At 61.2% G+C, this 13,656-nt stretch carries 11 protein-coding genes and 1 pseudogene; 10 read left to right on the top strand and 2 right to left on the bottom strand.

The genetic code is table 11. The features are described from left to right. Nucleotides 1-16 precede the first annotated feature (16 nt). Nucleotides 17-1,543: an outer membrane homotrimeric porin gene (locus tag HF854_RS10890; RefSeq protein ID WP_168936308.1), complete on the bottom strand. Its 1,527-nt coding sequence runs from the start codon at nucleotides 1,541-1,543 to the stop codon at nucleotides 17-19. Between the two features lie 881 nt (nucleotides 1,544-2,424). On the opposite strand from HF854_RS10890, the gene guaB reads away from it, so the two are divergent. Together guaB and guaA are read left to right on the top strand one after the other, a co-directional pair. Further along, nucleotides 2,425-3,882, top strand: a complete 1,458-nt coding sequence (gene guaB, locus HF854_RS10885) for an IMP dehydrogenase (protein WP_168936307.1) — start codon at nucleotides 2,425-2,427, stop codon at nucleotides 3,880-3,882. 151 nt (nucleotides 3,883-4,033) lie between these two features. After that, nucleotides 4,034-5,578, top strand: coding sequence for a glutamine-hydrolyzing GMP synthase (gene guaA, locus HF854_RS10880; protein ID WP_168936306.1), 1,545 nt, complete (start codon nucleotides 4,034-4,036; stop codon nucleotides 5,576-5,578). A 121-nt stretch (nucleotides 5,579-5,699) separates the two neighbouring features. On the opposite strand, the gene HF854_RS12885 is transcribed toward guaA, so the two are convergent. After that, on the bottom strand, nucleotides 5,700-6,551 hold the full coding sequence (locus tag HF854_RS12885) for a DUF4357 domain-containing protein (RefSeq protein ID WP_168936305.1): 852 nt from the start codon (nucleotides 6,549-6,551) through the stop codon (nucleotides 5,700-5,702). Between the two features lie 344 nt (nucleotides 6,552-6,895). Here HF854_RS12885 and bla point away from each other — a divergent pair, with 344 nt between their 5' ends. The 8 genes and pseudogenes from bla to HF854_RS10835 all read left to right on the top strand — a co-directional run bounded on the left by bla (nucleotide 6,896) and on the right by HF854_RS10835 (nucleotide 13,456). After that, the gene (gene bla / locus HF854_RS10870) at nucleotides 6,896-7,861 is read left to right on the top strand and encodes a class A beta-lactamase (protein ID WP_168936304.1); all 966 of its coding nucleotides are present in this window, start codon (nucleotides 6,896-6,898) and stop codon (nucleotides 7,859-7,861) included. A gap of 184 nt (nucleotides 7,862-8,045) precedes the next feature. Beyond that, nucleotides 8,046-8,522 (top strand): twin-arginine translocase TatA/TatE family subunit, encoded by a 477-nt coding sequence (locus tag HF854_RS10865; protein ID WP_168936303.1) that lies wholly within the window; start codon nucleotides 8,046-8,048, stop codon nucleotides 8,520-8,522. Nucleotides 8,523-9,052: 530 nt separating this feature from the next. Further along, nucleotides 9,053-9,802 (top strand): annotated as a pseudogene (gene tatC / locus HF854_RS12935) (twin-arginine translocase subunit TatC); the annotation flags it as partial. A gap of 374 nt (nucleotides 9,803-10,176) precedes the next feature. Further along, nucleotides 10,177-10,767, top strand: a complete 591-nt coding sequence (hisB, locus tag HF854_RS10855; protein WP_205906110.1) for an imidazoleglycerol-phosphate dehydratase HisB — start codon at nucleotides 10,177-10,179, stop codon at nucleotides 10,765-10,767. Continuing rightward, complete coding sequence (locus HF854_RS10850) at nucleotides 10,767-11,426, top strand: hypothetical protein (protein WP_168936300.1); 660 nt, start codon at nucleotides 10,767-10,769, stop codon at nucleotides 11,424-11,426. The genes hisB and HF854_RS10850 overlap by 1 nt, the downstream gene beginning before the upstream one ends. After that, nucleotides 11,423-12,157, top strand: a complete 735-nt coding sequence (hisA, locus tag HF854_RS10845) for a 1-(5-phosphoribosyl)-5-[(5-phosphoribosylamino)methylideneamino]imidazole-4-carboxamide isomerase (protein ID WP_168936299.1) — start codon at nucleotides 11,423-11,425, stop codon at nucleotides 12,155-12,157. The genes HF854_RS10850 and hisA overlap by 4 nt, the downstream gene beginning before the upstream one ends. A 558-nt stretch (nucleotides 12,158-12,715) precedes the next feature. Further along, complete coding sequence (locus tag HF854_RS10840; RefSeq protein WP_168936298.1) at nucleotides 12,716-13,105, top strand: DMT family transporter; 390 nt, start codon at nucleotides 12,716-12,718, stop codon at nucleotides 13,103-13,105. A 12-nt stretch (nucleotides 13,106-13,117) separates the two neighbouring features. Continuing rightward, nucleotides 13,118-13,456 (top strand): SMR family transporter, encoded by a 339-nt coding sequence (locus HF854_RS10835; protein WP_006006369.1) that lies wholly within the window; start codon nucleotides 13,118-13,120, stop codon nucleotides 13,454-13,456. The last annotated feature ends 200 nt before the right edge of the window (nucleotides 13,457-13,656 follow it).

The following is a 13,656-nucleotide window of genomic DNA, read 5'->3' as shown; positions in this document are numbered from 1 at the left end:
CTTCTCAAGCCGAAGCTTAGAAGGAGTACACGAAGGACAGGTTCACGTTCCAGGCGTCGTACACGCCGTCGCCGCCCAGAGCGCTACGGCCGGGGTTCTTGCCCCAGGTGCTGCGGCTGTCATCCAGCCACAGAGCCACATAAGCGGCATCCAGCATGACGGTGAAGTTGTCGTACATCTTGTAGGTGTTGGTCAGGCCGATTTCCAGAGCGTAGTCGTCGGTGGTCAGATACATGGGATCGTAAGCATTGGCACGTCCATTCACATCATACACGCCGCGCTTGCCCAAGTCCTGCCCCACATACTTGGCCATCTTGGGAGCGTTGGTGCCGCCCATGAAGTTCACACGCAGGGTGTGCTTCAGGTCTTCCAGGAAGCTCATATCCTTCAGGCGGGCGCCGATGCCCCAGGTACCCACCATGGTGGAGCCCAGCACACCTTCACGGGCGATGTAGGGGTTGCCGTTGAAGGCGAAGTTGGAGAACTGGTTGTTGCCGTTGGCGCTCACCACGGGCATGCGCTCGGAACCGTTGCGGGGGTTGCTGTCGTCACCGGAACCGTACCAGCCGTAGATGCCGGGGGTGGCCCAATCCAGCTTGTATTCCAGCAGCAGGCTGGCCAGCCAGCCTTCGCGGTTCATCTTTTCGTCTTCATAGGAAGCGGAACCGTAGTTCACATCCCAGGCGATGCGGAAGGGATCCCACATGGTCACTTCGCCGGTCACGCCAGCCCAGAAGGCATTGCCGTAGGTGTCGTTTTTGTCAAAACCGGTGAAACCGGAGACCAGGCCCTTCTGGGCACGACCAAGACCATTGACGATCTCGTCATGCTTCGCAAAGTCATTCTCAAACATGCCGGGGCCCATAGCGGCGTACATGACCCAGGGGGTCACCTTCACGCCGTCAAAGGACAGGGGCAGCAGCACGGCGAACATGTCCATGTTGTCCATGTAGTTGTCCCACTTGGTGGAACTGGTGGAGCTCTTGTAACCGTTGTTGTCGTTGTAGGGACGAGCCCAGAAAGCGGTCAGGCCCACGTTTTCGTTGAACTGGTAGTTCAGGGTGACGGCGGCCACGTCATCGTCAAAGATCTGGGAGGCATTGGTGGTGAAGGCGGGCAGAGCGAGGCCCTGGATACCCATGCGGACCTTCAGGTCGGTCTGGGGCACCATCCAGTCGATGTAGGCGCGCTTCAGTTCCACGACCTTGCCGTCAGCGCCCAGAGCGCCGCCATCGCTCTTGCTGTCGCCCTTACCCCAAAACTGGTCGCCCATTTCGAAGAACACGGTGCCGGACAGGGCTTCGGAAGCCACGGCGTCCAACTGCAGGCGGACGCGCTGCATGGCTTCAAATTCATCTTCCTGGTTACCGTTGCGCTTGAAACCGGAATTAGTGGCGGCCTTGCTGTCACCGAAGTTGCCGTGCATGCCATAGTTGAAATCCATGATCCACTGGCCCTTGGCCTTGAAGTCGATAGCGTTGGCGCCGGTGGCGGCGCCCAGCATCATGGCGGCGGCCAGAGCGAGAGTCATAAGCTTCTTCATGATAATACCTTCCTTCATTACTTCCGCATCTTCCGATCCCGTCCACTACGGGATCTTCTTCCCTTGCGGGACCCCATTCCTGACCTGTGCGGAGCGGGACAGGAATCCCGGCCGATACGGCCGGAGCTGAAAGCTCATTTTTAAAAGCTCGCGGCAGCGATCTGCTTGTCCGTCGAACTTGTAAAAATTTTTAAACCCCTTTTATCAGTTTGTCAATATTAAGTGATAAAAAACGATATAGGCTTGTTAATTTCAGGCGACACCATAAAAAGAGTCTTTCTTTACAGCATGATAGCAAGACAATCTTTAAAATCATCCATGCGAAATGCACCCGCAAAGCGAAAATTTCCACAGCCCCGGCCGGAAAATTCCCTTGGAGCGGGACAGAAAACTGAACCATGCATTTCCCCCATCAAGCTTGGCCACGGCACCAGGACAAACGTACCGCACCATGCCCGGAGCATGCGAAGGCGTCCGCACTCTTCCCGGTATTGCGCGGCGGCGCGAAAGATCCCGCACGCGGACGGCTCTCCTGACAGTTCCAGGGACAGGCATCGACCGCAGGCCCCGATCACTCCCAAAAGAACAGCCAGGAAAATTCCCCGCCTCCCGGTTCATTTCGGTGGCCCCCGTCCGAACCGGTTGCGAAATCCGACAGTTTGTGCCGCACGATGAGCCCCTTTCCACGGCACTACATTAGTATATGGACGGCGGCGGCCATGCCCGCATGCAGGAGCATGCGTCTCTCCCCCGCTTTCATAAAAATTTTGCCCGTCCGTCCTGTGCTTCCGGCCCTTTTCTTGCATTGACATGGACATGAGGAATGTATATGATTATATATTAAATTTTGTTGAACAATTCCAGCACATTACGAGGCAAATATGTTCACCAATCGCGGCAAGGCCCTGACTTTTGACGATATCTTGCTTGTCCCCAGCTATTCGGAAGTGACTCCCGACGCCGTGGACATCTCCACCTGGCTCACTCCTTCCATCGAATTGCGCATCCCCCTGCTCTCCGCTGCCATGGACACGGTCACCGAATCGGCCATGGCCATCAGCATGGCGCGTATGGGCGGCATCGGCATCATCCATAAGAACATGCCCATCGAACGCCAGCGCCTGGAAGTGGAACGCGTCAAGAAGAGCGAAAGCGGCATGATCCTTGACCCCGTTACCGTTTCCTCCCGCAACTCCGTGCAGGAAGCCCTGGACCTGATGGCGGATTTCCGCGTGTCCGGTCTGCCCGTCGTGGATGACGGCAAGCTGGTGGGCATCCTCACCAACCGTGACGTGCGCTTCATCGAAGACGCCTCCGCCATCCGCGTGGGCGAAGTGATGACCAGCAAGAACCTGGTCACCGTGCCCATGGGCACCTCCCTGGAAGAAGCCAAGCGTCACCTGCACGAACACCGCATCGAAAAGCTCCTCGTGGTGGACGAGAACGAGCGCCTGCGCGGCCTCATCACCATGAAGGACATCGACAAAGTCCAGAAATACCCCAACGCCTGCAAGGACAGCGCCGGCCGCCTGCGCGTGGGTGCCGCCATCGGCATCGGCCGCGACTGCGACGAACGCGCCGAGCAGCTCATCCAGGCCGGTGTGGACGTGCTCGTCCTGGACTCTGCCCACGGTCATTCCCTGAACGTGCTCAAGGCCATCCGCAAGGTCAAGACCGCGTACCCCAACTGCCAGCTGGTGGCTGGTAACGTGGCCACCTACGAAGGTGCCCGCGCCGTGCTCGAAGCCGGTGCCGACGCCGTCAAGGTGGGCATTGGCCCCGGCTCCATCTGCACCACCCGCATCGTGGCCGGTGTGGGCGTGCCGCAGGTGACCGCCGTCATGGACGGCAGCCGCGCTGCCCGCGAGATGGACCGCTGCTGCATCGCTGACGGCGGCATCAAGTTCTCCGGTGACATCGTCAAGGCCCTCGTGGTGGGCGCCCACTCCGTGATGATCGGCTCCCTGTTCGCCGGTACCGAAGAAAGCCCGGGCGAAACCATCCTCTACCAGGGCCGTACCTACAAGATCTACCGCGGCATGGGCTCCATCGACGCCATGAAGGACGGAAGCTCCGACCGTTACTTCCAGGAACGCAGCAAGAAGCTGGTCCCCGAAGGCATCGTGGGCCGCGTGCCTTACCGTGGCCATGTGATGGAAGCCATCTACCAGCTCATGGGCGGTCTGCGTTCCGGTATGGGTTATGTGGGTGCCCGCACCCTCAACGACCTGTTCGAGAACACCACCTTCTGTGAGATCTCGGCGGCGGGTCTGCGTGAAAGCCATGTGCACGACGTCATCATCACCAAGGAAGCCCCCAACTATCGCATCGACAACTAGCCTCAGACCTGCGGGCGATCGCTGCAGCGACCGCCCGCATCCGTTTGGTGCTTGCATCCTGTTTTCCGGCAGCCAGGCTGCCCGTTCATGACATTATATAAAGGACGCCGTCCCTCCCGGGCGGCGTCCGCATACATTGCAAGGAACACTCATGGCGCACAGCAAGGTCATTATCATTGACTACGGTTCGCAGGTCACCCAGCTCATCGCACGGCGTGTGCGTGAAGCCGGCGTGTATTCCGAAATCCATGCCTGCAACGTCACCGCCGCCGAAGTGGCCGCTATGGCTCCTTCGGCCATCATCCTTTCCGGCGGTCCTGCCAGCGTGGGCGAAGCCGATGCCCCCACCCTGGACAAGGGCTTCCTGGAACTGGGCGTGCCGGTGCTGGGCATCTGCTACGGCATGCAGCTGCTGGCCCAGAACCTGGGCGGCGAACTGGCCCAGTCCCTGACCCGCGAATACGGCCCGGCCGACCTGACCCTGAAAGCCTCCTGCGCCTTGTGGGACAGCCTGGACAGCTCCAAGGCCAGCCGCGTGTGGATGAGCCACGGCGACAAGGTCAAGACTCCCCCGCCCGGCTTCGTGATCACCGGCAGCACCCCCACCCTCGAAGTGGCTGCCATGGCCGATGAAAGCCGCAAGATCTACGCCGTGCAGTTCCATCCCGAAGTGCACCACAGTGTGGACGGCGACGCCATGCTGCGCAACTTCCTGTTCAAGGTCTGCAACATCGTGCCCGACTGGAGCATGTCCAGCTTCGTGGAACGCGTGGTCAAGGAAATGGCCGAAAAGATCGGCGACAAGCACGTGGTCTGCGCCCTTTCCGGCGGCATCGACTCCACCGTGGTGGCCGTGCTGCTGCACAAGGCCATCGGCCATCGCCTGCACTGCATCTTCGTGGATAACGGCCTGCTGCGCCTCAACGAAGGCGAGGAAGTGGTCAGCTATCTGCGCGAGCACTTTGACCTGAACCTCAACTTCGTCCAGGCCCAGGATCGCTTCCTCGACCTGCTCAAGGGTGTGGAAGATCCCGAGAAGAAGCGCAAGATCATCGGCCACACCTTCATCGACATCTTCGACGAAGAAGCCAGGAAGCTGCCCGAAGTGGAATACCTGGCCCAGGGCACCCTGTACCCCGACGTCATCGAATCCGTGTCCCACAAGGGCCCCAGCGCCGTCATCAAGAGCCACCACAACGTGGGCGGCCTGCCCGAGACCATGAAGCTCAAGCTGGTGGAACCCCTGCGCGAACTCTTCAAGGACGAAGTGCGCAAGGTGGCCGCCGAGCTGGGCATGCCCGATTCCATCGTCTGGCGCCATCCCTTCCCCGGTCCCGGCCTGGCCATCCGCGTGCTGGGCGAGATCACCGAAGAACGCCTGAACATCCTGCGCCAGGCCGACAAGATCGTGCAGGAAGAACTGCGCGAGTCCGGCTGGTACCGCAAGGTCTGGCAGGGCTTTGCCGTGCTGCTGCCGCTGAAGACCGTGGGCGTCATGGGCGACGGCCGTACCTATGAGCACGTCATCGCCCTGCGCGTGGTGGATAGCGTGGACGCCATGACCGCCGACTGGGCCCGCCTGCCCGCCGACCTCATCGCCCGCATGTCCGGCCGCATCATCAACGAGGTCAAGGGCGTCAACCGCGTGGTTTACGACGTCTCCTCCAAGCCCCCGAGCACCATCGAGTGGGAATAATGCCGAAGCAGCAGGCTCCTTGTCCTGCTTCCGGCCACAGTGCCGGCGCACTGTGAAGACAGCATAAAAAAAGAGCTGACGGCTTGCCTGTCAGCTCTTTTTTTATCATGGCGCTGCAACGCTATGCCAGCTCGTCTTCCTCCACATCACGCAGCGCATTGTTCTCCGCCGTTTTCCACTCCGTCCGGCCATTGGCGTTCCTGCCCAGGACGACAGCCGCCGCCAGAGAAGGGCTGGTGAAGATATGGTCTTTCACAAAATGGAAGTCCGCATCGACGATCCCTTTTTCGAGCAGACTGTCACGCAGACGGCGCAAGCTCTCTGCCATGCTGGGGACCACGGGCGAAGCGATGGTCGATCCCTTGAGCACGGCAAAACCATCCGCCACGACAAGCCCTTTGGCGGCGGCCCCCCTGGCAGCATTGATGAAAAAGCAGGTCGGCTCATTCTGTTGCCCCACGCTGCTTTCTTCCAGGGTATCGAAAAGCTTGTAGCCCAGCGTATTGACGAGCAGACGGGCGTTGCTGATGAACTCCTGCAACATGGCCTCGTCATACTCCGAGATCGAGGAGCAGGGGGGGACCGTGCTGTTGATGATGACGGCTCTTCCCGAATCCTGTGCCAGGCAATAGAACCTGTTCTCAAGATATTTCACGTGCGCCTTGTTGAGCAGATCATCCTTGCTGATGACGACGATGGCATCGCTCCAGTAATCCGCATCATGCAGATGCTGCTTCAGACGTGTGCAGACCTTTTCCGCCTCACCGATGTAGACGGTATCCGTATTGTTCTCATCCTTCCCCAGCAGGAAATAGACGCCGGTGTTCTCGGCATCGGCCCGCTGGGAAAAGACAGAAAGTTCATTGCGCGAGACCTTGTAGATGCGGCCGTTCCAGTTGGAGAGCTCGCACATGATGCGACCATTGGGATTACCGTCAAAAATATACATCTGTATCGTTTTGCTGAATGCCACAGATGCTCCCCCTCATGATGGCAGGTGCTTTCAGGATATTTTTTGCCATGACAGTCTATCCTTCCCGGCCGCGGCATTCAACAACCTCGTCCGTCTTCCCGAAGCAGTCCATCCCCTTATCCGCACCTGACGGCGATATCGAGCTATCATCGTCGTCCGCCGCTGGGCAGAGCCCTGGGCCCCGCTGGACTCCGCTTTCCGTTCCGGTACAGTACGCCCCTGTCCGGGGCACATTTTCCTCTTGTCCTTGCCGAAGCCAGTCCCTATCCTCCCGAAAACATATGACGAGGCCTGCCCGTATCTTCGGGTATCTCCATAGAACACCGCATCCCTGTGAGCTTTCCATGTCACGCATCTTCCCTGCCCTTTTGCTCTCCCTGGCTCTGCTTTCCCCTGCCATGCCTCTTCAGGCGGCAGAAGGATTGCCCGCTACGCCGCAAGCCGCCGTGGACGCCCTGTCCCTGGAGCGGGACATCCATACCCTTATGCGGAACAAAAAGGCCCTGGCCGGTGTGGCCCTGCTTACCGAAGACGGCCTCTGCGCCGGTGTCCACATGGATGCGCCCTTCCCCCTGCTCAGTGTCATCAAGTTTCCCCTGGCTGTGGCTGTGCTGGAAAAGATGCAGCACGAGCAGGCCACACTGACGACCATGATCCCCGTGCGGGCGGAGCAACTCCACACCGGCACCCACAGCCCTTTACGCGACCAGCGTGGCCGCCGCGACATGGAAGTCAGCCTGGAAGACCTGCTGCGGTATACCGTCACTTTCAGCGACAACAACGGCTGCGACATCCTGATGGAATATGTGGGCGGCCCGGCCGTGGTGGAGGCCTGCGCCCGCCGTCTGGGGGCGGACAATGTTTTCATCGGTCATAATGAAGACTGGATGCACCTGAACATCTACAACCAGTATGCCAACTGGGGCACGCCGCGCAGCATGGCCCGGATGCTGCCGGGCTTTTTCAACTCCCCGGCCTTCTCCCAGGAGCACAAGGACTTCCTGACCGGCATCATGGCCGGGACGCCCGCCCTGCCCGGCAAGATCCTTGAGGGCCTGCCGCAGGGACTGACCGCCGGACACAAGACCGGCTCTTCCGACAGGACGCCCCAGGGACTCAAGCTTGCGGACAACGATCTGGCCTTTTTCCGCCTGCCCGATGGGCGCTATGTGGCCCTGGCGGTCTTCCTCTGCAATTCGCTGGAAAGCCCCGAGGCGAACCTCTCCCTCATCAAGGACATCACCCGCCTGTCTGTGGACTGGCTGGCACGGCAGCCCATGCTGCTGCAGGGCGGTACCGCGCGGCCCTGACATCCCGCACCGGGACACAAGGCCCTTTCAGGCAATATCCTGCCTTCATCCACAGGGCGTCCTGCCTGCTGAAGAGTGGAAGCGGCAGGCGGCAGGCGTACTTTACAAGGCCTGCGGGCTCAGGTAATTTTGCGTTTTAGCATTTCCGCGTCCATGACGCTCAGGACTAACAGCAGAGGAAAATATGTTCGGTATCGGCAGTACGGAATTTCTGGTTATCCTTCTTGTGGCCCTTGTGGTGCTGGGGCCCAAGAGTCTGGCAAGTGTTTCCCGCACCCTCGGCAAGGCTATGGGTGAATTCCGCCGCGTCTCCACCGATTTTCAGCGCACGCTGAATGCCGAAGTGGAGCAGGAGGAACACCTCAAGCGCAAGCAGGAAGCTGAAAAGGAATTTTTCAGCCCCGAAGCTCGTGCTGAACACGCGGCCAAAACAGCCGCCCAGACGCAGGCAACGGCCCAGCCCGCAGCCTCCCAGCCCCAGGCGGCACCCGCTGCCGCACCTGCGGCAACGGAGACCGCGGCCCGTCCTGCTGTCCAGCCGGAAGTCGTCCCCTCTGCCGCGCCCGTACCGCCTGCGGACAGTCCTCTGGCCCAGGCCCTTGCCAAGGCCCAGACCGAAGCCGGTAGTGCCGCCACGCCTGCCAGTGGAGCAAAAGCATGAGCACCACCCAGGACAAACAGGATCTGACCGTCACGGTCACGACTCCCGAACAGGATGCTCCCCTCTCTTCTGCGGCCCCGCAAACGGTCGCAGCAGGCGAAGATCTGCCCGAAGCGGCTGAGGAAAAGGCCGCTCCTGTCATGGCCTCCGCTACGGGACCGGAACAGACGGCCCCCCTGACCGCACAGGAAGGCGCCGTGCCCTCTGCTCAGGACGGGGAAGCCGCCATCCCTGAACCTCCGGCGGACAGCCCTCTGGCCCAGGCACTTGCCAAGGCCCGGGCCGAAGCCGAGGAAGCCCCCGCCCCTGTGGAACAGCCTGCCGCCCCCGCTCCCGAAGCTCAGGCAGACGATGCTGCCCCCGCAGCGGCAAACGCCCCTGCCGACCCGTTGCCGGATACGGCAGCTCCGGCTCCTGATGCCGTGGCCGCTCCCGCACCGCAAGGTGGTGATGACGCAGGCCAGCCGCCCGTCCCGCCTGCCACGGCTGCTGCCGGTACCGGTGGGACGCCCGAGCCCGAAGAAAAGACCATGGGCCTCATGGATCATCTCAACGAGCTGCGCTGGCGCCTGGTGCGCTGCTTCATCGCCGCCGGTGTGGGCTTCCTGCTCTGCTGGACGGTGGTCGAGCCCATCTTCAACTTCATCACGGCCCCGCTGCTCAGCGCCTTGCCCGCACACGGCACGGCCATGTACACCACCTTGCCCGAACCCTTCTTCGTGCGCATGTTCGTGGCCTTCGTAACCGGCCTGTTCGTGACCAGCCCGTACATCTTCTATCAGATCTGGGCCTTCATCTCCCCCGGGCTGTACGAGGAAGAGAAAAAGGGCCTGCTGCCCATCGCCCTGCTTTCCGCCATCTTCTTCATTGGTGGCGGCGTGTTCTGTTACTTCATCGTCTTCCCCTACGCGTTCAATTTCTTCCTGGGCTTCTCGTCCGAGCAGATCCAGGCCATGCCGCGCATCACGGACTACCTTGATTTCGTCATCAAGCTGCTCCTGGCGTTCGGCCTCATCTTCGAGATGCCCCTGTTCTCCTTCTTCCTTTCCCGCATGGGGCTCATCACGGCCCAGATGATGTGCAAGGCGCGTCGCTATGCCGTCCTGTGCATCTTTATCGTGGCCGCCATCCTGACGCCGCCGGACGTTGTCTCCCAGCTGCTCATGGCCATGCCCATGCTGCTGCTCTATGAGATCAGCATCCTCGTGGCTGCGGCCTTTGGCCGCAAGAAGAAGGAAAAGAAGGAAGAGGAAGAAGGGACGCCCGGCGATCCCGCTCCGGCCGACCCTGCGCCCGCCTCTCCCGCTCCCGAAGGACCGGACGGCACGACGGTCGCGGCCACTGCCGCAGCTGCCGCCACGGTGGCTGCCATGAGCGATGACGACGCCCAGCGTATGCCGCCCGAAGAAGAAACGCCCGCCCCCGCCATGGAGACGGCTGAAATCTCTACGACCGAAGCAGCTGGGACTTCCGAGGAACTCCCCGAAGGGACCGGGGACCATCCTGTGGAGCAGGAAGGCCTCGCGCCCGATGCTGCCGATACGGCCACACCTGCGGAACAGCAGGACGATCCCGCTTCCGTGGCGGAAGTCCCTGCCGCTGACGACGATCCCGCAACGCCTGCCAAGGACAAGGAATGATGATGGAAACGACTCTGCCCCAGCGTTCGGCCCGGCATGCCCGTAAAAGCGCCGAGACCGACATCAGTCTGAGCCTTACTCTGGACGGCTCGGGCAAGACCGATATCCAGACCGGCTTCGGCATGCTGGATCACATGCTGACCCTGACGGCATTCTGGGCCGGAATGGACCTGCACCTGCGCTGTCAGGGCGATCTGCACATCGACGCCCATCACAGCGCCGAGGACATCGGCCTGGTCCTGGGCCAGGCCGTGCTGGAAGCCCTGGGGGACCGTGTGGGCATCGCCCGTGTGGGCTACGGCCGCGTCCCCATGGATGAGGCCCTGAGCGATGTCACCATCGACCTTTCCGGCCGCCCCTGGCTGGAATGGCGCGGTGATGAACTCCTGCCCCTGGTCATCGCCGGGGAGGAAAAAGACCTCTGGCGGGAGTTTTACAAGGCCTTTGCCAGCAGCGCCCGCTGCAATCTGCATGTGACCATGCATTATGGCAAAAATGGCCATCACCTTCTGGAATCCGTCGCCAAAAGCCTGGGCCTGGCGCTCGCCCAGGCGGTCCGGCGTAGCGGGAACGTCATCCGCAGCACCAAGGGAGGGCTGGATTGATGAAGAACCGTTTCCTGTGGATATTGTGTGCGTTTCTGTCCCTGCTGGTCCTGACGGGCGGCTGCAACCGCAAACCTGCCAGCACGGCGGACGTGCCGCGCTCGCTGTCCCATCAGTACAAGATCGCGGTGGCGCCCTTCACCCAGCCCCGCGATATCAGCCAGCTCATCATGGGCCAGCTTCCCCAGCCGCAGGCCCTGGCCGCCCGTGACGTGCTGATCGCCCAGGACCGCCAGCTGCGTGATGTTTTGTACACCACGACCAAACGTTCCTATGACTTCCTGCCCCGTACCCGTCCCCTGCCGGACCTGAAGCGTTTCCACACCTCGGAGCGTCCCCAGGCCCTGCCCCTGTGGGTGGAATACGCCCGCAAGACGTCGGCGGACATCCTGTTCATCCCGCAGGTCCTCACCTGGCGGGACCGTCAGGGCTCGGCGGCCGGTGTCACCGAACCCGCCCATGTGCGGCTGGAGTTCTTCCTGCTGAACATCAAGGAAGGCAACATCATCGGTCACTCTGTCTACGAGATCGAGCAGCAGGGCCTGACGGAAAACCTGCTCAACGTGGGCGACTTTTTCAAACGCCAGGGCAAGTGGGTCACTGCTGAAGAGCTGGCCCGCGAAGCCATGATCAAGGCTGTAAAGGATCTGAACTTATGATTATCTTTCCCGCTGTCGACATCCAGGACGGAAAGGCCGTCCGCCTGAAACAGGGACGTGCCCACGAGAGCACCGTGTTTTCCCCCGATCCTGTGGCCGCTGCCGTGGCCTGGCGGGACAAGGGCGCCCGCTGGCTGCATGTGGTCGATCTGGACGGCGCTTTCGACGGTCTGCCCAAAAGCCGGGACATCGTGCGCAACATCTGCCGGGAGCTGGATATCCCCGTGCAGCTGGGCGGCGGCATCCGTGACGAACAGACGGCCCGTGCCTATCTCGAAGCCGGTGTGCAGCGCCTGATCATCGGTACCATGGCCCTGGAGCAGCCCGAAGCCTTTGCTTCCCTCTGCAAGACCTTTCCCGGGCAGATCGGGGTCTCCCTCGATGCCGAGGGCGGACGCCTCAAGACCAAGGGCTGGGTGGCCGATGCCGGTCTGAGCGTGGACGATGTCCTGCCCCGCCTGCAGAAAGACGGCGCGGCCTTCATCATCTATACGGATATCGAGCGTGACGGCATGCAGTGCGGCGTCAACCTGACGGCCCTGCGCCATCTGGCCGAGACCTCCACCGTGCCGGTCATCGCCGCCGGTGGCGTGGCCACGCTGGCTGACGTACAGGCCCTGTACCCGCTCAGCACGCAGGCCAATCTGCAAGGTGCCATCAGCGGCCGGGCCCTGTACGAAGGTACGCTTGACCTTGTGGAAGCCAACGCCTGGATCGCTGCCCAGCAGTAGCTTTCAGGATACCGCAAACAGCAAAGGGAAGGAGATACCATCTCCTTCCCTTTTTTATGTCTTTGCTCTCCCCGATGCAGATGGGATGCCCGGCTCTGGCAGGATTCCTTTTTTGTCATCCGCGCTCGTGTCCCCTTGCCCGAATCTGCCGTCCTTCAGATTGCCTGCTTTGCATGCAGCGCTACCTGTTTCCGCCCTCTATCAACCGGCTACGTTTTCGTCCTGCATGGGCTCTCGGCTTACTTTGCTGCACTTGATAAGTAGAGAGACCCGCATCACCTCTTTCCTGCCCCTGCGTCCTCATCCAGGGCCTTTATCCGGGCCTCCCGCACCAAACTTGCCTCATCTCTACTTCTGGCCTATCATATAAAGATGCAACATCCTCTGCTCATACTCTCCCGGCTTTTCTTCGCCGTCATGGCAGAGCGACACTGGCGCAGCCATCTGTAATCCTGATGCCCTTTCTGCCGGTCCGCTCCGGACCGGCACGTCTGTAGCAGCTCCGCAATGCCGTTGCGGAGCCCTTTGCGTTCGACCGCATATCCTGAAAGGTGCATCATGAATCCCACACGTCCCTATCACTGGCTCTGTTTGCTGGCGGCCATCGTTTTTGAGGTGGCCGGTACCACGGTCATGAAGCTCTCCTTTGGCTGGAGCTTTGCCCACGCTGCCCTCGCCGGCCTTGTCCTCATGTGGATAGCCATCGGGCTTTCCTACTACTCCCTTGCCAAAGCCACCACGGGCCTGCCCGTAGGCGTGGCCTTTGCCTTCTGGGAGGCCCTGGGGCTGGCGTTCATCACGCTCTCCAGCATCTACATCCTGGACGAGCCATTTTCCCTGCAGCGCCTGGCCGGCCTGCTCTGCGCCCTGAGCGGCGCCCTGCTGGTCCATCACGGCACCGTCCAGGACAAGGATACGTCCTCCGATACCAGCCGCACCGCCAGCTAGAAGGAGCTCCCCATGAATACGGAAACACTGCATCTCATCCTTTCCGCTGGCCTGGTGGCCGCAGCCGCGGCTCTGGACGTGGCCGCCAACCTCATGCTGGCCCGTTCTGATGGCTTCAAAAAGCGCTTGATCGGTATTGCCGCTCTGGCCCTGGTCGGTCTGGCCTTTTACTGCCTCTCTCTGGCCGTCCAGTATATGGACCTGGCCGTGGCCTACTCCATGTGGGGCAGCCTCGGTATCCTGGGCACCTCGCTGTGCGGCTGGCTCTTCCTGCGCCAGCGCCTCAAGCCCTGCGCCTTTGCCGGTATGGGACTGCTCATCATCGGCATGATCCTGCTGCGTACGAGTTAGCATCACGATGCATAATGAAGGGGGAGGAAACCCCTTTTCCTTGCGGAAAAAAGTTGTTCCCTCCCCTCGCCCCCTCCTTCCCCCAAAACCGCTCATCAGGACTGCCTGCATCACCGGCAGTCTTTTTTTATGGCTGGCGCAAGTTGAGGGATGTTCCTGCTCTGGAAAAAATTCTGCCCCATCAACAGCCGGTAGGAGGA

The organism is Desulfovibrio piger (genome assembly GCF_012843875.1).
Taxonomy (GTDB): Bacteria; Desulfobacterota; Desulfovibrionia; order Desulfovibrionales; family Desulfovibrionaceae; genus Desulfovibrio.
Note: the sequence above shows the minus strand (reverse complement) of the source record. Positions and strands in the feature narration are given on the sequence as shown.